The organism is Sphingosinicella sp. SM1-17 (assembly GCF_056821765.1).
Genome location: NZ_JBPDIO010000001.1, coordinates 1538899 through 1556217, shown reverse-complemented (window position 1 = coordinate 1556217; position 17319 = coordinate 1538899). Strand labels below are relative to the sequence as shown.

General features: G+C 67.8%; 20 protein-coding genes. 12 read left to right on the top strand and 8 right to left on the bottom strand.

The genetic code is table 11. The annotated features are described in order from the left end of the window. The first annotated feature begins 46 nt into the window (after positions 1-46). Both ACRYLT_RS07805 and ACRYLT_RS07800 read left to right on the top strand, forming a co-directional pair. Positions 47-259, top strand: a complete 213-nt coding sequence (locus tag ACRYLT_RS07805) for a helix-turn-helix transcriptional regulator (RefSeq protein ID WP_482663520.1) — start codon at positions 47-49, stop codon at positions 257-259. Beyond that, positions 256-900, top strand: a complete 645-nt coding sequence (locus ACRYLT_RS07800; RefSeq protein ID WP_482663519.1) for a hypothetical protein — start codon at positions 256-258, stop codon at positions 898-900. The genes ACRYLT_RS07805 and ACRYLT_RS07800 overlap by 4 nt, the downstream gene beginning before the upstream one ends. A 25-nt stretch (positions 901-925) precedes the next feature. Here the strand turns inward: ACRYLT_RS07800 and ACRYLT_RS07795 are convergent, their stop codons facing one another. Both ACRYLT_RS07795 and ACRYLT_RS07790 read right to left on the bottom strand, forming a co-directional pair. Further along, positions 926-1510 (bottom strand): hypothetical protein, encoded by a 585-nt coding sequence (locus tag ACRYLT_RS07795; protein WP_482663518.1) that lies wholly within the window; start codon positions 1508-1510, stop codon positions 926-928. Between the two features lie 45 nt (positions 1511-1555). Further along, entirely contained in the window at positions 1556-2269 is a 714-nt protein-coding gene (locus tag ACRYLT_RS07790) for a hypothetical protein (protein ID WP_482663517.1), read from the bottom strand. A 144-nt stretch (positions 2270-2413) separates the two neighbouring features. Between ACRYLT_RS07790 and ACRYLT_RS07785 the strand changes: the two genes are divergently transcribed. Next, positions 2414-2770, top strand: a complete 357-nt coding sequence (locus ACRYLT_RS07785; protein ID WP_482663516.1) for a glycine zipper 2TM domain-containing protein — start codon at positions 2414-2416, stop codon at positions 2768-2770. A gap of 27 nt (positions 2771-2797) precedes the next feature. On the opposite strand, the gene ACRYLT_RS07780 is transcribed toward ACRYLT_RS07785, so the two are convergent. Next, positions 2798-3298: a hypothetical protein gene (locus tag ACRYLT_RS07780; RefSeq protein WP_482663515.1), complete on the bottom strand. Its 501-nt coding sequence runs from the start codon at positions 3296-3298 to the stop codon at positions 2798-2800. Positions 3299-3488: 190 nt separating this feature from the next. Continuing rightward, positions 3489-4058 carry a hypothetical protein gene (locus tag ACRYLT_RS07775; protein WP_482663514.1) on the bottom strand — a complete coding sequence of 190 codons (570 nt, stop codon included), beginning with the start codon at positions 4056-4058 and terminating at the stop codon, positions 3489-3491. A gap of 115 nt (positions 4059-4173) precedes the next feature. On the opposite strand from ACRYLT_RS07775, the gene ACRYLT_RS07770 reads away from it, so the two are divergent. The 4 genes from ACRYLT_RS07770 (at position 4174) to ACRYLT_RS07755 (ending at position 7314) form a co-directional block, all read left to right on the top strand. Further along, positions 4174-4998, top strand: coding sequence for a TonB family protein (locus tag ACRYLT_RS07770; RefSeq protein WP_482663513.1), 825 nt, complete (start codon positions 4174-4176; stop codon positions 4996-4998). A 117-nt stretch (positions 4999-5115) separates the two neighbouring features. After that, positions 5116-5445: a hypothetical protein gene (locus tag ACRYLT_RS07765; RefSeq protein WP_482663512.1), complete on the top strand. Its 330-nt coding sequence runs from the start codon at positions 5116-5118 to the stop codon at positions 5443-5445. Positions 5446-5502: 57 nt separating this feature from the next. Further along, a complete protein-coding gene (tilS, locus tag ACRYLT_RS07760) occupies positions 5503-6459 on the top strand; it encodes a tRNA lysidine(34) synthetase TilS (RefSeq protein ID WP_482663511.1) in 957 nt (318 codons plus the stop codon). A 72-nt stretch (positions 6460-6531) separates the two neighbouring features. Next, positions 6532-7314: a 3-hydroxybutyrate dehydrogenase gene (locus ACRYLT_RS07755; protein WP_482663510.1), complete on the top strand. Its 783-nt coding sequence runs from the start codon at positions 6532-6534 to the stop codon at positions 7312-7314. Between the two features lie 84 nt (positions 7315-7398). On the opposite strand, the gene ACRYLT_RS07750 is transcribed toward ACRYLT_RS07755, so the two are convergent. After that, positions 7399-7869, bottom strand: a complete 471-nt coding sequence (locus tag ACRYLT_RS07750) for a cupin domain-containing protein (protein ID WP_482663509.1) — start codon at positions 7867-7869, stop codon at positions 7399-7401. A gap of 211 nt (positions 7870-8080) precedes the next feature. Here ACRYLT_RS07750 and ACRYLT_RS07745 point away from each other — a divergent pair, with 211 nt between their 5' ends. The 3 genes from ACRYLT_RS07745 to ACRYLT_RS07735 are packed head-to-tail and all read left to right on the top strand — an operon-like array spanning position 8081 to position 10987. Then, a complete protein-coding gene (locus ACRYLT_RS07745) occupies positions 8081-8989 on the top strand; it encodes a LysR family transcriptional regulator (RefSeq protein ID WP_482663508.1) in 909 nt (302 codons plus the stop codon). Between the two features lie 44 nt (positions 8990-9033). Then, the gene (locus ACRYLT_RS07740; RefSeq protein ID WP_482663507.1) at positions 9034-9654 is read left to right on the top strand and encodes a DUF4893 domain-containing protein; all 621 of its coding nucleotides are present in this window, start codon (positions 9034-9036) and stop codon (positions 9652-9654) included. Positions 9655-9667: 13 nt separating this feature from the next. Beyond that, positions 9668-10987 (top strand): amidohydrolase, encoded by a 1320-nt coding sequence (locus tag ACRYLT_RS07735; protein WP_482663506.1) that lies wholly within the window; start codon positions 9668-9670, stop codon positions 10985-10987. On the opposite strand, the gene ACRYLT_RS07730 is transcribed toward ACRYLT_RS07735, so the two are convergent. The 3 genes from ACRYLT_RS07730 to ACRYLT_RS07720 form a co-directional block, all read right to left on the bottom strand. After that, on the bottom strand, positions 10984-11919 hold the full coding sequence (locus ACRYLT_RS07730) for an aldo/keto reductase (protein ID WP_482663505.1): 936 nt from the start codon (positions 11917-11919) through the stop codon (positions 10984-10986). The two genes, ACRYLT_RS07735 and ACRYLT_RS07730, sit on opposite strands and share 4 nt — an antisense overlap. Next, positions 11912-12997 (bottom strand): mannose-1-phosphate guanylyltransferase, encoded by a 1086-nt coding sequence (locus ACRYLT_RS07725; RefSeq protein WP_482663504.1) that lies wholly within the window; start codon positions 12995-12997, stop codon positions 11912-11914. Before ACRYLT_RS07725 ends, ACRYLT_RS07730 begins: the two co-directional genes overlap by 8 nt. A 133-nt stretch (positions 12998-13130) precedes the next feature. Further along, positions 13131-13514 (bottom strand): hypothetical protein, encoded by a 384-nt coding sequence (locus ACRYLT_RS07720; RefSeq protein ID WP_482663503.1) that lies wholly within the window; start codon positions 13512-13514, stop codon positions 13131-13133. Between the two features lie 331 nt (positions 13515-13845). Here ACRYLT_RS07720 and ACRYLT_RS07715 point away from each other — a divergent pair, with 331 nt between their 5' ends. Together ACRYLT_RS07715 and prsK are read left to right on the top strand one after the other, a co-directional pair. Further along, positions 13846-15237: a TIGR03013 family XrtA/PEP-CTERM system glycosyltransferase gene (locus ACRYLT_RS07715; RefSeq protein ID WP_482663502.1), complete on the top strand. Its 1392-nt coding sequence runs from the start codon at positions 13846-13848 to the stop codon at positions 15235-15237. Next, positions 15234-17318 (top strand): XrtA/PEP-CTERM system histidine kinase PrsK, encoded by a 2085-nt coding sequence (gene prsK, locus ACRYLT_RS07710; protein ID WP_482663501.1) that lies wholly within the window; start codon positions 15234-15236, stop codon positions 17316-17318. Before ACRYLT_RS07715 ends, prsK begins: the two co-directional genes overlap by 4 nt. Position 17319: the final 1 nt, after the last annotated feature.

The window sequence follows — 17319 nt, the reverse complement described above, 5'->3', positions numbered from 1 at the left end:
CAGCGTTCCGACCTGGGCTGTAAAGAGCTCTTTACAGAGGTACGGGTTGGAAAACAGCGTCAGGGAGCATCGTTCGGCGCGCGGCTGGAGCCAGGGAGAGCTGGCCCGCCGGCTCGGCGTGTCGCGCCAGACGATCAACGCGGTCGAGACCGACAAATATGATCCGAGCCTTCCGCTCGCGCTGCGCATGGCGAGGGTCTTCGGCGTGCCCGTCGAGGCGCTGTTCCACGACCATTGGGAGATGGAGAAGGAACCATGACGGCAAGCACGCTCGGGCGAAACGGAAAGACCTTCGTTCTTCAGTTCCTGGTCGGCGCCCTCGCCGGCGCGGCGGGAGCCTATCTGATCGCGCAATTCGCCCCTGACGTCGAGGCGCGGGGGCTCCATGTTTCGGGGCTGTTCGTTGCCGGGATGCTGGTCCTGGTCGGGCTCGCAATCGCGGTCGCGTCGCTGAGCCGATCCGGAGTCGCCAGGATGATGGGCCCGACCGCAGAGCCGGAAGACGATCTCGGTTCCGAGATGCAGTCGCTGCGCTGGCAGGGGCTCGTCGCCGCTCTGGCGGGTTTCGAACTCGCCATCCTGTCGCTTTCGACCGACCTGCTCACCGGCGAATATTCGGCGATCCTGCTCGCGCTCCTGGCAACGGTGCTGGCGGTGCAGACCGGATTCAACATCGCCTTGTGGCGCCGGTCCGACGAGCTGTTTCGGCAGATCATCGTCGAAACCGGGGTGATCGCCTTTCTTGTTTTCCAGTTTGCCCTCTTCTTCTGGGTCGCGGCGGCGCGCTTCGCCTTCGTTCCGGATCCCAGCGCTCTCGACATCTATGTGATGATGATGGTGCTCTATCTCCTGGCCAGCGGCTTCACCGGCGCCAGGCGCGGCTTCGGCACGCGCGACTGAGCGGGCCCGCCAGCTGCCATTCCCGTCAGGCGAGCTGGGCGGCGAGGGTGGCGGCCGGATAAAGCGCTGCGACCAGGACCAGCAGCACCAGGTTGCCGGGCCGGCCTCGTGCGACGAACAGAGCGCCGAGCAGGGCATAGAAGAGCAGGTTGAGCGCGAGTTCATCGATCGGCTCGAGCGGATTGGCGCCCGCAAGGGCCATTCCGATCGACCCGAGCAGGTTGCAGCCGGCGACCACCGCGATCACCCAGCGCTTCACCTTGAAATAATGATCGTCCAGATCAGCCCAGTCGCCGAGCTCGCGGGGAAAGATCATCGCCGCGGCGAAATAATAGCCGCCGGTGACGAGGAGCCCGAACAGCATCGGCAGGTAAGCGGCGGGGATGGCGTCGCGAAGCAGCCAGGCCGCCGTCCAGAAGGACAGCAGGTTGAGCATGACGAACAGCCCCAGGAGCGGACTGAGCCAGCCGATCCGCGTTGGTACGGATGGCCCGGCCGGGGCCGGCCGGACCCGGGCCTCCAGCGCCCGCCCGAAGCCGGCGACGACCTCGACCAGGCTGAACCCGAGCAGCAGGCCGAACAGCGAAAAAACGAATTCGAAACTGCTCAACTCCGCCTCACCCTTTTCCCTTCCTGCCTCGCTGAACCGGCACGGTCAGCGCGTCGGCCGGAGCTCCGCCACCAGCGCCTCCGCCCCTTCCGCCATGACGATCCGATAGGCGCGCTGGAGCTCCGGATCGCCGCGCTCGAGGACGCGAGTCCGCACGATCTCGAACTCGTCGCGGCGGCCGAGCCGGTCATAGACCAGCTCCTCCAGCGCGAAGAGGTGGATGTGGTTGCGCACCACCTGGCTTTCCGAGCGGTACCGGTCCCTCGAGGCAGTGGTGCCGCCGGGCAGGGCGGCGATGATCCGGCCCAGATAGCGGTGAGTGACTTCGTGCCAGACGGTGTTGACGAATTCGGAGTCGGCGCGGCGCCGGCGGGGCCGTCCGTCCGCCGCCGGCGGGCGGGACTCCCAGGCGTCCGTGTAGAAGCCGCCGGCGATCAGCAGCGGCTGCGACAGCGAGCCCATGTCCTCGCAGCCATGAACCACCGCCTGGGTCTCCGCGAAAGGGTAGGGCCGTCCGGTCAGCCTTTGCGCTTCGGCAAGCAAGGCCGGCCCGTCCCGCTCCCACAAGGCGATCAGCTCCGGCAAGCGCCGCGCGATCGCCGCCATCACGCCTTCGTCGGGCGGTCGCGGCGAGACGAAGCTGCAATAGCGTTCGATCAGCCGGGGAAAGGCGATCTCCACCCGCGGCGGCGACGGGTCGCCCGCCTGTCCCCCCTCCAGGAGGGAAGCGGCGCCCAGCAACGTCCAAAGGCCGGCCATGAGCCTCTCCTGCGGTGGCGACCCCCATCATAAACCCGTTCCGGCCGATGCGCGAGCCTCCGCCCGGAACGAACGGTACGAGGGCGCAACTTTCTCCGCCGCTTGCGCATTGACCCCGTACACCCACCAGCAGGAGGCATTTCCATGCGCGCTCCCCCCATCCTTGCCGCCGCCGCGCTCGCCGCCGTCCCCCTCGGCGGCTGCGCGACCACCGATCCTTACGATTCTTATGACGGCTATTATGAGCGCCAGTACCGCCCCGGCGCCTACGAACCCTATCCGCTCAGCCGCGAGGACCGGATCTACCGCGGCAGCGACGGCCGCTATTATTGCCGGCGCCGCGACGGGACGATCGGCCTGGTCGCCGGGGCCGCGGTCGGCGGGCTGCTCGGCAACCTCATCGCTCCGCGCGGCTCCAACACGCTCGGCACCCTGCTCGGCGCCGCCGGCGGCGCTGCGCTCGGCTATGCGATCGAACGGGGCGAGATTCGCTGCGAATAGGCCGCGCCTGAAGCTCCGTCGACGGTCCTAGCAGCGCCGGCCGCGGCCGACCGGATCGCTCGGATCGGAATCGCTGCAGGAGCGGTAGCAGCTTCGCCCTCGTCCGACCGGATCGGAATTCGGACCCTGGTCGCTGTCGCTGCAGGCGGCGCCGCAGCTTCGGCCCTGGCCCACCGGGTCGGAATTGGGGCCGGTGTCGCTGTCGCTGCAGCCGCTCGTCCGGCGACAGCTGCGGCCGTCATTCGCCGGATCCGAATTGGGACCGGTGTCGGAATCGGTGCAGCCGCTTGTCCGGCGGCAGCTTCGGCCATTGCCGACCGGATCGGAATTGGGGCCGCTGTCGCTGTCGCTGCAGCCGCTCGAATAGCAGCGCCGGCCGTGCCCGACCGGATCGGACGGATCGCTGTCGCTGCAACCCTGGAGGGCCTGGGCGTCGCTGCTGACCGCGCCGAGAGCGCCGATCCCGGCCACTCCGCCGGCCACGGTCGCGAGAAAGGAACGTCGATTGAGCTTGCGCGTCGGCTTCATGGCACCCTCCGCAACCTGGTCGCGGTCCGGGACGGGCGCGAACCTCCAACTTTTATCATAGCGGCGCCGAAACGCTAGCGAGCTCTGTTTCTAGCCCGAGCGTGCTGCGCGAAGACCTCCCCTGATCCGTTGGGGGACCCACGGCACCCACGCGAAATAATGGAAGACCAATCAGGCGAGCGCAGCCGGGCTAAAGCCCCCGCCAGCGGCGGAGGGCCTCGCGATACGCCTTCTCGGCCTGGTCGCGGCGGCTCTCCAGCCGCTCCCGCTCCTGGCGCTGCCTGCCTTCCATCGCCTTCCGCTCGCGCGCCAGCTCGGCCTCGCGCCGGGCGATCGCGCGCCGTTCCGATTGGTGCCGAGCCTCGGCCTCGAACAAGGCCTGCTCGGCCTGGTCCAGCTTCGACCGGCTCGGCTTCGGCTTGGGCTTGGGCTTCGGCTTGGCCGCAGACTTCGCCTTGCTCCGGCCCGACCGGGTGCCCGATGCCGTGCCTGTCCCGGCAGGCGGCTTCAGTGCCGGCTCGCCGAGCGCCTCGATCTGTTCGGCGGCCGTTCCGCGAAGCCGCTTGATCACCTTTCCCGGATGGGCGAGCGGCTCGGCGGTAAGCTCCGGATCGGTGACCAGCTCCGCTTCCTTGCGGGTGAAGACCCTGCTGTCCGTGCCCCAGGCTTCGGCCGCCGCCTTCTGGCTCGGCGCCGCCACATAGACGTCGTGGAAGCCGACCGGCATCCGGAACACCTTCAGCTTCGGCTTCTTCGCCATGCCCCTGGATAGCTGTCCCGGCCCGGACTCGGAAGAGCGGCCGCAGACCGTCCGTCAACCGCTCATTCATCGCCGAAATCTGATACTATGACGCTGTTTTTGCTGAAGGTTCGTCTTGAGACTGGCTGGACGACAGGTCGATCGGGAGAAAGCGGCGGGAGTCGCTTCGACCCTGTTCGTCCATGCCCTGATCGGCGCCGCCTTGCTCTGGGGACTGGGCGCGCCGCTGCCGCGGGCGCTTCAGGAGCCGCTCAAGCTGTTCAACGTCGCTCCGCCGCCGCCCGAGCCCGATCCGCCGGTCACCCGTCCGCCGCCACGGGTCGAAAGCGACACCAAGGCCCGGCGATTCAGCCCGGGCGAGGAAGGCGGGGCCGCCCCGCCCAACCTGCGCAGCCGGGCGACCCAGATCGTGGCCCCGAAGCCGATCATTCCCCTTCCGATCACTCCGCCGATCACTGCCGCGCCGATCGCCGCCACCGGCAATGATCCGTCTTCCGGCGCCGCTGACGTGCGCGGCCCAGGAACCGGGGCCGGCGGCGAGGGCAGCGGAACCGGCAGCGGCCTCGGCGGCGGTGGCGGCGGCGGCGGTGGCTATGGCCGCGAGCGACTGACCCCACCCCGGCACATCCGCGGCCGGATTCGCGACAGCGATTTCCCGGGAGGCCTTGGCGAGGCCGGAATCGGCGGAACGGTCGGAGTCCGCTACACGGTTCTGACCGACGGCCGGGTCGCCAATTGCCAGGTAACCCGTTCGAGCGGCCACGCTTTGCTCGATGAAACCACCTGCCGGGTGATCGAGGCGCGGTTCCGCTTCGAACCTTCCCGCGACGGCCGGGGGCGGCCGATCGTCTCGCATATCGTCGAGAATCACAGCTGGATCGTCGAGGACCTTCCGCCCGAGCCGCAGGAGCCGCCGCGCCGACGACGACGGCTCTTCTGAGCCCACGAGCGGCCTCCCGCTGCCGCAGTCGCCCCTCCGGGGCTTTACTTCCGGACCCGGCGAGCGCCTAATCGCGGCCGCCGCCATTCCGGCGGCATCGAACAGGGGGAGGATGGAATGCGACCGATTCTCGCCGCCGCCACGATCTTCGCCGCCGCCGCGACAGGCGGCTGCGGCGAAAGCGAAGCCGCTTTCCGCGAAGCCTATCGCAACCAGGCGATCCAGAGCTGCACCAGCGGCGCCAGAGCCACTCCGGGCGCACCGCCGGGGGTGGATTTCGCTCGCATGTGCGAATGTTCGGTGGATCGCTACATGCAGTCCCGCTCGATCGAGCAGCTCCGCGAAGAGGAGAGCGAGACCAGCGCTCCCCCCGAAGCTCGGGCCGCGCTCGAACATTGCCTGAGGGAGCAGATCGGCGCCGCGGCCGCGGCCCCGGCGGGCAACTGAGCGCCCGGCAGGCGGCCGGCATTTTCCACGGCGCCGGGCGCGCCTAGGGTGGCGGCCATGCCGCTTGCCGACTCCGCCCCGATCGAGCGCTTCCGCGCCTGCGTGAACCGTCTCGCCGGTCCGGGCCAAGCGCGGTTGGGAGTCGCCGTCTCGGGCGGGCCCGACAGCCTCGCTTTGCTGCTTCTCGCCGCCTCGGCCTTTCCCGGCCAGGTGGCGGCGGCCACCGTCGATCACCGGCTCCGGCCGGAAGCCGCCGGCGAGGCCGCCTTCGTCGACAAGGTCTGCCGCGATCTCGGGCTTCGCCATGCCACGCTTCGTCCCGACGCCCCGCCGGCCGGCAACCTCCAGTCCGCGGCCCGGGCGGAGCGCTATCGACTCCTCGGCGACTGGGCCCGGCGCGAGGCGATCGACCTCGTGCTCACCGGCCACCATGCCGACGACCAGGCGGAAACCCTGCTGATGCGGCTGCTCCGCGGCGCCGGCCTGGGAGGACTGGCCGGAATACGCCCGCGGGTGGAGATTGGCGGACTGGCGGTGATCCGACCGTTGCTCGGCTGGCGCCGCGCCGAACTTGCCGGAATCGTCGGCGAAGCGGGCCTCACGCCCGTGACCGACCCCAGCAACAGCGATCAATCGTTCGACCGCGTGCGCCTTCGCCGGCGGCTGGCCGACACGCTTTGGCTGGAGCCCGTGCCGATCGCTCGAAGCGCCGCCGCGCTCGCCGAAGCGGAGGAGGCGCTCGACTGGGCCGCGGGTCGCCTGATCGACGAACGGGTTCGTCGCGACGGGGGCGGCTATGTGCTGGATCCCGAAGGCCTGCCTTCGGAGCTTCGCCGAAGGCTGGTCCTGGCGGTGATCCGATCGCTCGATCCCGGCGCGAGCCCACGCGGCGAGGAGATCGGCCGGTTGCTGGAGCGGCTGGAGTCGGGCGGCACCGCCACCCTTGCCGGGCTCCGCTGCAGCGGCGGGGATCGATGGCGCTTCGTTCCCGCGCCCCCGCGCCGCCGCGGCTGACCGGCGGCAAAGTTGCATTCGGCCCCTGCTCCCGCCAAAGCGCCGGGAAAGCCACAAGTCGAAGGATGATTCATGTTCCTCCAGGGCAAGACCGCGCTCGTCACCGGATCGACCTCGGGCATCGGCCTCGCCGTCGCCCGGGCGCTCGCCGCCGAAGGGGCCAGCATCATGCTCAACGGCTTCGGCGATCCGGCTCAGATCGAGGGGATCCGGGAAGAGATCGGCCGGTCGGGGGTGCGGACCGGCTATAGCGATGCCGACCTGACCCGCCCCGAGCGGATCGAGGCGCTGGTCCGCCAGACGGAGGAGGAGCTCGGCCCGGTCGACATCCTCGTCAACAATGCCGGAATGCAGCATGTTGCGCCGGTCGACCAGTTCCCGGTGGAGAAATGGGACCTGATCATCGCCCTCAACCTGTCGGCCGCCTTCCACACCACCCGGCTTGCCTTGCCGGGGATGAAGTCGAACGGATGGGGCCGGATCATCAACACCGCCTCGGCGCACAGCCTGGTCGCAAGCCCCAACAAGTCCGCTTATGTCGCGGCCAAGCACGGCATTGCCGGCTTCACCAAGACGGTGGCGCTCGAAGCCGCCCAGTCCGGGGTGACCGTCAACTGCATCAGCCCCGGCTATGTCTGGACGCCGCTCGTCGAGAACCAGATCCCGGACACGATGCGCACTCGCGGCCTGACCCGCGATCAGGTGGTGAACGACGTCTTGCTCGCCGCCCAGCCGACCAAGAAGTTCGTCACCGTCGACCAGGTCGCCGCCCTCGCCCTGTTCCTTTGCCGCGACGAAGCCTCGGGAATTACCGGCGCCAATCTCAGCATGGACGGCGGCTGGACGGCGCAATAGCGGTCGCGGGACCATCGACGCCCTCCTGTCGATCGATCCGCAGGCCCGCAAGCGACGACCGGTTAGACCCTCGGTCGCTGGGCTTCAGCTGATCGGCGGGCCGACAATGTCGATGCGCTGCGCCGCGCACAATTCGGCAAGCGCCGCTTGCTGCTCGGGCGTCGGCTCGGCGGGCTCCGGCAGGCTCATCGACTTGGCCGGGCGCGAGGCTTGCCGGACCAGGGCTTCGAATCCGCCGCGGGTGATTGTCAGCAGCCACGCGCCCTCCGGAGAGATGACCCGGAAGCCATGGGGGATGCCTTTCGGGGCGAACAAGGTGTCGCCCTTGCGTCCAACCATCGTCTGATCGCCAATCCGGAAGCGAAGCTCGCCTTCGAGGATGTGGAAGATCTCGTCCTCGACATGATGGAGGTGAAGCGGCGGCGCCTCGTCGAACGGCATCCAATGTTCGAGCAGCGAGAGGTTGTCGGTATTGGCGTCGCCCGGCAGAGCGACGCGAACGCAGCTGTTGAGAAAGTGCAGGCATTCGCCCGCCCCGCTTGCTTCGTCGCGCATGGCTTCTCCTGTGCCTCTTCTTCAGCCGGCTCCTGCTCGCCTGGACTTGCCCCTGCTGGACAGCCCCGCTTTGCCGGCGGAGGTCGGCTAGGGGCGGGAGCCGGCACCGCACAGCCGGGAAGTTCGCAGGAGGGCTCTGCAATCTTGCAGACCGTGTCTTGCGCGTGCGTTCAGCGGCGGCCTAGGCTCCGAAGGAGGGGAAAGCCGACGAATGTACGACTGGAACGACATTCGCTATTTCCTGGCGGTGGCCCGAAGCGGCAGCACGCTGGGCGCGTCTCGCGGCCTGCGGACCAACCAGACGACCGTCGCGCGCCGGATCAAGTCGCTCGAAGCGGTGATGGGGGTTCGCTTGTTCGACCGGCTGCCGACCGGTTACAAGCTCAGCGAGGCAGGCCAGGCGCTCCTCGCCGGCGCCGAACGGATGGAAGCGGAGGCGCGCGCCCTTTCCAGCCTTGCCGACCAGCAGAAGAGGCAGATGTCGGGTGTCGTTCGGGTGACGACCAGCGACCTGCTCGCCAGCCTTGTCCTCACGCCGGCGCTCCGCGACTTTGCCGACCGCTGCCCCGAAATTCGGGTCCACACGATCGTCGACGACCGGAAGCTCGATCTGCTCGCCGGCGAGGCCGATCTGGCGCTGCGGGTCGGCCCGCGGCCGGTAGAGCCCGAACTCATTGTCCGGAAGCTCGTGGAGGCGAGTTGGGGCCTCTATTGCAGCCGTGTCTATCGGGAGCGGCGCGGCGCACCGAAGTCGGTCGCCGAACTGGATGAACACGCCATTCTCGGCTTCGAAGGATGGCTCGATGAGATGCCTGCCGCCCACTGGCTGCGAAGGCGTGCCGCGGGCGCGACGGTTGTTGGCCGGAACAACAGCCTCGTCGCGCACGCCCTGGCGATCGAGGCCGGTCTGGGGCTCGGCCCCCTGCCCCGCATCGAGGGCGATCGAAGGCCTGACCTGGTACTGTGCGTGGACCGGCTCGCCGGAACCGAGCAGTCCCTCTGGCTCGTGACCCGTCCCGAAGCTCGGGGCCTGGAGCGGGTGCGCGCCCTTTCGGACTTCCTGGCGGAGCGGGTGATGGCATTGCGGCCCAGGTTCGAAGGCTCGGCACCGTTCGGATGACAACGCCTCTTTCAGTATCGCGATGGGCGGGTTAGCACACCGGGATGACATTTCTTCTCGCCGCGGCGCTTGCCGCCTGTACGGTCGGTCAGGAAGCGCCCGCCCTGACGCGCGAGCCCTGCCGCCCCGGCTCGGTCAGCTGGCGCAGCTTCGCGACCGAGGGCGACCTCGACCGGATCCGCGGCTGGCGCGAGTCCTGGATGGAGGCGCTGGGCGAGGCACGATCGAGCGGCCATTCGGACGAGATTGCACGCGAGGGCGCGCTGCTCGACCCCGACTCCGCGCTCACCGGCCCAGTGCCGCCTCCGGGCGAATATGCCTGCCGCACGATCAAGCTCGGCAGCCAGAGCGAAGGCGGGCTCGCTTACGTCGACTATCCGCCTTTCCGCTGCCGGATCGCCGTCGAGAATGGCTCCACGACCTTCACCAAGCTGACCGGCTCCCAGCGGCCGATCGGACGGCTCTACGCGGACATGGACCGGCGCATGGTCTTCCTCGGAACGATGCAGCTCGGCGACGAGCGGCGTGCCTATCGCTACGGCACCGATCGCGAGCGGGACATGGCCGGCCTGCTCGAGCGGATCGGCGAGCGGCAATGGCGCCTCGTCTTTCCCTCTCCCCGCTTCGAATCCCGGCTCGACGTGATCGAGCTGACGCCCCGCTGACAGAAAGGTACTCATGGGACGCAAAATTCTCGCCGCGATGCTATGGGCCGGCTGCATGAGCAGCCCGCTTGCCGCCCAGGACCTCAATCAGGCGATCCGGCAGGACATGCCTTCGCTGCTGGAAATCTACCGCGACTTCCACCAGCATCCCGAGCTCAGCATGCAGGAACGGCGAAGCGCCGCCAAGCTTGCCGACGAGGCACGCCGGCTCGGCTTCAACGTGACGACCGGCGTCGGCGGCACCGGAGTGGTGGCGGTGCTCGAAAACGGGCCGGGTCCGGTGGTGATGCTCCGCGCCGACATGGACGCGCTGCCGGTCGAGGAGCAGACCGGCCTGCCTTATGCCAGCCGGGCGCGCGGAACGAGCCTGGCCGGGGTCGAAAGCGGGATCATGCACGCCTGCGGCCACGACACCCACATGACCGCCTGGGTCGGCGCGGCCCGGCGGCTGGCGGCGATGCGGGATCGATGGTCGGGAACCCTGGTCATGATCGCCCAGCCCGGCGAGGAGATCGGAGTCGGCGCCCGGGCGATGCTCGAGGACGGCCTGTTCACGCGCTTCCCCAAGCCGAGCCACGTCATCGCCTTTCATGATTCGGCGAGCCTACCCGCGGGAGTGATCGGCTATTCGGTCGGGCCGGCCCTTGCCAACGTCGATTCCGTGGACATCCAGGTGCGCGGCCTTGGCGGCCATGGCGCCTATCCCCACACCACCCGCGACCCGATCGTCTTGGCCAGCCGGATCGTGACGACATTGCAGACCCTGGTCAGCCGGGAACTCAATCCGCTCGACAGCGCGGTGGTGACGGTCGGGAGCTTCCAGGGCGGAACCAAGCACAACATCATCTCCGACGAGGCGCGGCTCCAGCTCACGGTTCGAAGCTACACGCCCGAAGTAAGGCGGCTTCTACTCGACGGCATCCAGCGCATCGCCCGCGGCGAGGCGATCGCCGCCGGAATTCCCGACGACCGAATGCCCGTCGTCACCATCCGCGAGGCCGAATATACGCCGGCGACGGTCAACACCGACCCGCTGACCCAGAACAGCGCGGCCTTGTTCCGGGAGCATTTCGGCCCGGATAGGGTTCAGCAGACTCCCCCGGTCATGGGCGGCGAGGATTTCTCGCGCTACCATCTCGCGGACCCGAGCATCCAGAGCCTGATCTTCTGGGTCGGCGGCGTGCCCCGCCAGCAATGGGACGCGGCGAACGGCGACATCAGCCGGCTGCCCTCGCTCCACAGCCCGTTCTGGGCGCCGGACGCCGAAGCGGTGATCTCGACCGCGACGGAGGCGATGGTGGTGGCGGCGCTGGGTGTGTTCGGCGAGCGCTAGGCCGAAGCTTCGCCGAGCCGGTCGATCTGGTCCGGGCTCAGTTCCAGGGTGAGGACACCAAGCAGCTCCTCGAGCTGATCAAGCCCGGTCGCGCTGGCGATCGGCGCCGTCACTCCGGGTTGCGCGGCGAGCCAGGCCAGGGCGATCTGGGCCGGCCTCGCGCCCACCTCGGCAGCAACCTCGTCAAGCGCCGCCAGGACGCGCCGGCCGCGCTCGTTCAGATATTTGGCCATTCCTCCGCCGCGGACGCTCTTGGAAAGGTCCGCTTCCGAACGGTACTTGCCGGTGAGGAAGCCGGAGGCGAGCCCGAAATAGGGAAGAACGCCGAGGCCACGATCGATGCAGAGTTGCTGCAGCGCCCCTTCGAAGCCGTCGCGGGCCATCAGATTATATTCGGGCTGGAGCACGGTGAATCGCGCCAGTCCTTCGCGCTCGGATATGGCCAGCGCCTCGGCGAGCCGCTCCGCCGAATAATTGGAAGCGCCGATCGCCCGCACCTTGCCGGAACGCACCAGCCGGTCGAAGGCCCGAAGCGTCTCCTCGAGCGGCGTCTTCGGATCGTCCTTGTGCGCATAATAGAGATCGATCGTCTCGATCCCGAGCCGGCGGAGCGAGGCTTCAGCCGCCTGCTCGATATGGTCCGGCGCGAGACCCTCGTCATAGCCGACCTTGGTCGCGATCAGGACTCCGTCGCGGCGGCCCCGACGCCTCAGCCATTCGCCGAGCAGGGTCTCGGATTCCCCGCCGACATGGCCAGGCACCCAGTTGGAATAGACGTCGGCGGTGTCGACCATCGTCCCGCCCGCCTCGACGAAGCGGTCGAGCACCCGGAAGGCCTCCTCGCCCTTGAGCGTGAAGCCGAACACGTTGCCGCCGAGCACAAGCCGCGGCGTCGAGAGCCCGCTATCGCCGAGGCTGCGTGTTTCAGTCATCCGCTGCAACTCCCTTACGCCTTTGCTCCAGCGCCTCGATCGCCTGACCGACTCGCTGCGTCTGACCGCGCGGCACGACCAGGACGGCGCGTTCGGTTGCGACGATCACCAAATCTTCCACTCCGAGCGCCACAATCACGGGTCCCTCGGAACGCACCAGGCAACCCCGGCTACCTACCGCCACGGCCTCGCCCGCGACGACATTGCCCGAGGGGTCATGCGGTCCCAGCGCATGCACGGCCTCCCAGTTCCCGACATCCGACCAGTCCATTGCGGTCGGCACGACCGCAACCCGCGCCCAACGCTCAAGCACGGCTCGATCAATCGAAGCGGCGGGTGCCATAGACAGCGGCTCGGCCGACGGCTCGAGGCGCGCATCCTCTTGCCGCCCGGACTGGACGGCCAACCGGCAGGCGGTAAGCACCTCGGGCGCCTCGGCCGTGAGCGCCTCGAGATAGTCGCGCGAGCGCATCAGAAAGATGCCAGCGTTCCAGCTATAGCCACCTTGAGCAAGCCACGCTGCCGCCGTTGGTTCGTCCGGCTTCTCGGCGAACCGCTCCACCCGGAAGGCTCCCGAAGCGATCGGGTCGCCTTGCTTGATGTAGCCGTAGCCCGTTTCCGGCCGATCGGCCTCAATCCCGAACGTCACCAGCCAGCCTTGTTGTGCGGCGGGAAGCGCGACCTGAATGGCGTTCAGGAAAGCCAGCTCGTCCCCAATCACATGGTCGCTGGGCATGACCAGCATCACCGTCTCCGGGTCGATCGCGAACGCGGCCAATGCAATGGCTGCGGCAGTGCCCCTCGCCACCGGCTCTTCGATCGTCAATGCCGGCGGCGCTCCGGCGGAGTTGAGCTGAGCGGTGGCCGCGCCGGAATCCTCAGCCGTGGTGACGAGCACGGGAGGTCCGAACAACGCAGGGTCGGCGACTCGCGCAGCCGTGAGTTGCAGCAGCGTCCCCTGTCCGGTCAGGTTGACCATCGGCTTCAGGCGATCAAGCCGCGACAGCGGCCAGAGTCGAGTTCCAGCGCCACCGGAAAGGATCACCGGCGTGATTCGGCTGAGCGGGCGCTGACTCATGGAGCCACCCTAGAAAGAATCGCGGCCGACTGGAAACCTGTTCCAGTCGGTCAACCTCCGCGAGTTGGATGGAGATCCACGGACCCGCCCGGCAATGCGCCGGTGGGTTGCGAACATCGCGCCGTTGACGAAACTAGCTCGCCAGGTCGAACAGCCGATTATAGGGCTCGAACCCCTTTTCCTCGGCGAGGGCGATGATCTGGTCCTCGGTCAGGACCTGAGTGCCGACGACATACTGGCCGCGGAACTCCTTGCCCTCGATGATCCGGTGATAGACCGGGCGGTGGGTCTTGCGCAGGAACTGCGCCGCCTCGCTCGCCAGGCCCGGGCTGATCGCCGGGACGTGCTGCTTGGGCAGCGCGGCGCTTGCGAACGGACGAATGGAGGCCGTGCAGCCGGTTTCCTTGCGCCAGCGCGTGATCGTCTTCTCGCCGACGCCATATTTCTCGGCGAGCTGGCGGTTGGTCTTGCTGGGCGCGTGGTCAGTGAAATCGGAGGGACATTTGAGAATGGGCATGGTGCTTTCAAACCGTCATCGGTGAGTGCCGCCGGAAGGGGCGGCCAGGTGGGCCGTATTTGGTGAAATGATTGCCCACTATCAAGGTTCTTTGAAGAAAGGCAAGTCTCGACGGCGTGGGTGCGGTTACCCGCAGTCCCGTTCCGGATCGGGTGCCCTTCACCCTTTTTTTGTCAATTTCTCCGACACTGGCGCCCATGTCGGGCAATTTGACATCGCCGTGTCTGCGCCGTTCCGAACGAGGCAGATGGATTACGGCCGGAGCGCGCCGACTCCTGCGCGCCCTGACGGACCGGCATGCAATCCTCTCGCGGCGATCGGAGCCGGGCCGGTGATCCGCCTGTTCAAACATTATGTGCCCTATGCGGTGCTCCTTCTGGGCGCGATCGACTTCATCCTTCTGCTGCTCGCGGCCGAGGCCGGCTGGACCTTGCGCCTGTGGCAGGTGGAAGGCGAGTTCGACATCGACCCCGGCCGCCGGGTTCCGAACATGCTCGCCTTTGCGGTGGCGATTCAGGCCTCCATGGTCGCTGTCGGAGTTTATGCCGTCCAGGCGCTCCAGTCGGTGCGCTTCGCCATTGCCCGACTGCTGGTCGCCTTCGCCTTCGGAATCATCCTGCTTTCGCTCGTCTTCTTCCTCATTCCGCCAGTCAGCTTCTGGCGATCGAACCTTCTCTACGCGACCTGGCTCGCGCTGGGCGGGACGATCCTGGCCCGGATCGCACTTCGCGATCTGCTCGGCAGCGACCGGTTCAAGCGCCGGATCATGGTGCTCGGCGCCGGTCCACGAGCCGCCCGGGTCGAGGCGCTCTCGCGCCGCGAGGGCGCGGGCTTCTCAGTCGTCGGGTTCATCGCGATGAACGACGGTCCGGTCGCGGTCGCCACTTCCGTCAACCGTGCCGATATTGCCAGCCTTCCCGACCATCTGCTCCGGCTCGGCGCCGGCGAGGTCGTCCTGGCCCTGGAGGAACGGCGCAACTCGCTACCGCTCAACGACCTGCTCCGGATCAAGACGACGGGCGTCGAAGTGCACGATTTCTCGACCTTTCTCGAGCGCGAGACGGGGCGGGTGGACCTCGACAGCCTCAATCCCTCCTGGCTCATCTTCTCCGACGGCTTTTCGTCCGGACGTCGGCTGTCGAGTGCCGGCAAAAGGCTGTTTGACGTCGTCGTCAGCCTCGCCATCCTGATCGCGACCCTGCCGCTGATCGCCCTGACCGCCATCGCCGTGAAGCTGGAAAGCAAGGGTCCGGCCTTCTACCGACAGCGCCGGGTTGGGCTTTACGGCCAGACGTTCGACGTTCTGAAGCTCCGCTCGATGCGGACCGACGCCGAAGTCGGCGGCAAGGCGGTCTGGGCACAGAAGGACGATCCGCGGGTCACGCGCATCGGCCGGATCATCCGCACCCTCCGGATCGATGAGCTGCCGCAGGCCTGGACCGTGCTCAAGGGCGAAATGAGCTTCGTCGGCCCGCGACCGGAGCGGCCCCAGTTCGTTGCCGATCTCGAAACCCGGCTGCCCTTCTATTCCGAGCGGCACGTGGTGAAGCCGGGGATCACCGGCTGGGCGCAGATCAATTATCCCTATGGCGCCTCCGTCGAGGATGCGCGCGAGAAGCTGGAATATGATCTCTATTACGCCAAGAACTACACGCCCTTCCTCGACATACTGATCCTGCTTCAGACCCTGAGGGTGATCCTCTGGCCGGAAGGGGCGCGATGACCTCGATCTTCGGCGTCTGGAGCCACCTGCTCGCCGCCATTCTCTATGGGTCGCTGACCATCTTCCAGCTCCGCCGCTGGAATTCGGACCCGCTCAACCGGCCGCTGGTCAGCGCCTTTGCGGTCACCTCCGTTTGGGCGATCTTCCTGTCGATGCTGGATCCCTATGCGATGATGACCCAGCTGGCGGAAAGCGCCCGCAATCTCGCCTTCCTCGCCTTCATGTACGGGATAACTCAGGAGGCCGAGCAGAATCGCGGCCAGCGGGCGGTGAAGGCTCTCTATGCCGCCGTCGCCGCCGTGGTCGGCCTTCAGATCGTCATCGGCGGCGTGATGCAGGAGTTCCGCGATTTTCCGCTGATCCTCGACTCCCTCGCTTCAACCAGCCACGTCATCGGCCTCACCATCGCCGCCGGTTCGCTGATCCTCGTCCACAATCTCTACGGCCAGGCGGCGCCCGTCTCCCGAAGCGCTCTTCGGCTGCCGATGATCGCTCTGGCGGTGATGTGGGCCTACGACCTGCACCTTTATACCGTCGCCTATTTTTCGCGCGGATCGGCGGCCGACCTGTTCGCGATCCGCGGTCTCGCTTTGGCATCGATGGTTCCGCTCTTCGCTTTGGGGGTGCGCAATGCGGCAAGCTGGAGGATCCAGATTTCGCGCGCGGCTACCTTCCAGTCCATCTCCCTCGTCGTCATCCTCATCTACCTGGTCACCATGATGTCCGCTTCGCGGGCGATGGAGATTGCCGGCGGCGACTGGGCCCGCGCCGGCGAAATCGGAATCATCTTCCTGACCACGCTCGCCGCCCTGATCCTGCTCCCCTCCCCGCGGGCACGCGCCTGGCTCCGGGTCGTGCTGGCCAAGCACCTGTTCGAACACCGCTACGACTATCGTCAGGAGTGGCTCCGCTTCACCGACACGATCGGCCGTGAGGATTCGGACGACTCGCCGCTCGAGCATCGGGTGATCAAGGCGCTGGCCGACATTGCCGAGTCGCCCGGCGGTATCCTGCTGGCGGTCGATGGCCAGTATCGCCTCACTCAATCGGCCTGCTGGAATTCCGGCTGCCGGATCGGCCCCGAGAGTGACGAAAGCCAGGCGCTGCTGCGGTTCGTGGAGGCGAACGGCTATGTGATCGATTTCGAGTCGGTACGCGGCGGCTGGATCGACCGCGGCGGCGAGAAGATCCTGATACCCGAAGGGCTCGCTCGCCTCGACCGCGCCTGGGCCGGAGTGCCGCTGATCCATTCCGGAAGGCTCGTCGGCCTCGTCATTCTTGAACATCCGACCTTTCGCAGGCCCCTCGACTGGGAGGATTTCGACCTGTTCCGAGCTGCCGGAATCCAGGCGGCGAGCTACATTGCCGAAGCCCGGGTCCAGCAGTCGCTGGCGGATTCGCGCCGGTTCGACGAGTTCAACCGCCGCTTCGCCTTCATCATGCACGACCTCAAGAACCTGGTCAGCCAGCTGAGCCTCGTCGCCCGCAATTCGGAGCGCCATGCCGCCAATCCGGACTTCCGGGCCGACATGGTGGCGACTCTGCAGAGCTCGGTGCGAAAGATGAACGACCTGCTTGCCCGGCTCTCGCCCGGGGCCGTGCTCGAAGCCGACCCGCCGCGCCCGGTCGAGCTTGGACCGCTGGTGGAGCGCGTGGCGGCGAGCAAGCGGCGCGCTCACCCGGTTCGGGTCAGCGGGGGCGACCGGCTGGTCGCGAGGGCCGATCCGAATGCCCTCGAGCAGGCGCTCGCTCACCTCGTTCAGAACGCGATCGACGCCAGCGAACCGGGACAGCCGGTGGAACTGAGCCTGGCCGAGGATGGCGGAATGGTGGCGATCCATGTCGTGGACCAGGGTCGCGGCATGTCGGAAGAGTTCGTCCGGACCCGCTTGTTCCAGCCCTTCGCTTCGACCAAGCAATCCGGGTTCGGAATCGGCGCCTACGAGGCGCGCGCTTTGGTCAACGCCATGGGCGGCCGACTTGACGTCGAAAGCGTCGAAGGCCGCGGAACCCGCTTCACCCTTTCCCTTCCCGCCGCCGAGTCCCAGCCGGCCGCCCGATTGCAACGGATGCGCGCATGAA

What these genes read in the sequence shown, in the direction of transcription:
- ACRYLT_RS07800 (WP_482663519.1), top strand. Translation starts at nt 256, where the DNA reads ATGACGGCAAGCACGCTCGGGCGAAACGGAAAGACCTTCGTTCTTCAG.
- ACRYLT_RS07725 (WP_482663504.1), bottom strand. Translation starts at nt 12,997, where the DNA reads ATGAGTCAGCGCCCGCTCAGCCGAATCACGCCGGTGATCCTTTCCGGT.
- ACRYLT_RS07785 (WP_482663516.1), top strand. Translation starts at nt 2,414, where the DNA reads ATGCGCGCTCCCCCCATCCTTGCCGCCGCCGCGCTCGCCGCCGTCCCC.
- ACRYLT_RS07755 (WP_482663510.1), top strand. Translation starts at nt 6,532, where the DNA reads ATGTTCCTCCAGGGCAAGACCGCGCTCGTCACCGGATCGACCTCGGGC.
- ACRYLT_RS07745 (WP_482663508.1), top strand. Translation starts at nt 8,081, where the DNA reads ATGTACGACTGGAACGACATTCGCTATTTCCTGGCGGTGGCCCGAAGC.
- ACRYLT_RS07740 (WP_482663507.1), top strand. Translation starts at nt 9,034, where the DNA reads ATGACATTTCTTCTCGCCGCGGCGCTTGCCGCCTGTACGGTCGGTCAG.
- ACRYLT_RS07730 (WP_482663505.1), bottom strand. Translation starts at nt 11,919, where the DNA reads ATGACTGAAACACGCAGCCTCGGCGATAGCGGGCTCTCGACGCCGCGG.
- ACRYLT_RS07720 (WP_482663503.1), bottom strand. Translation starts at nt 13,514, where the DNA reads ATGCCCATTCTCAAATGTCCCTCCGATTTCACTGACCACGCGCCCAGC.
- prsK (WP_482663501.1), top strand. Translation starts at nt 15,234, where the DNA reads ATGACCTCGATCTTCGGCGTCTGGAGCCACCTGCTCGCCGCCATTCTC.
- ACRYLT_RS07780 (WP_482663515.1), bottom strand. Translation starts at nt 3,298, where the DNA reads ATGAAGCCGACGCGCAAGCTCAATCGACGTTCCTTTCTCGCGACCGTG.
- ACRYLT_RS07750 (WP_482663509.1), bottom strand. Translation starts at nt 7,869, where the DNA reads ATGCGCGACGAAGCAAGCGGGGCGGGCGAATGCCTGCACTTTCTCAAC.
- tilS (WP_482663511.1), top strand. Translation starts at nt 5,503, where the DNA reads ATGCCGCTTGCCGACTCCGCCCCGATCGAGCGCTTCCGCGCCTGCGTG.
- ACRYLT_RS07735 (WP_482663506.1), top strand. Translation starts at nt 9,668, where the DNA reads ATGGGACGCAAAATTCTCGCCGCGATGCTATGGGCCGGCTGCATGAGC.
- ACRYLT_RS07790 (WP_482663517.1), bottom strand. Translation starts at nt 2,269, where the DNA reads ATGGCCGGCCTTTGGACGTTGCTGGGCGCCGCTTCCCTCCTGGAGGGG.
- ACRYLT_RS07765 (WP_482663512.1), top strand. Translation starts at nt 5,116, where the DNA reads ATGCGACCGATTCTCGCCGCCGCCACGATCTTCGCCGCCGCCGCGACA.
- ACRYLT_RS07775 (WP_482663514.1), bottom strand. Translation starts at nt 4,058, where the DNA reads ATGGCGAAGAAGCCGAAGCTGAAGGTGTTCCGGATGCCGGTCGGCTTC.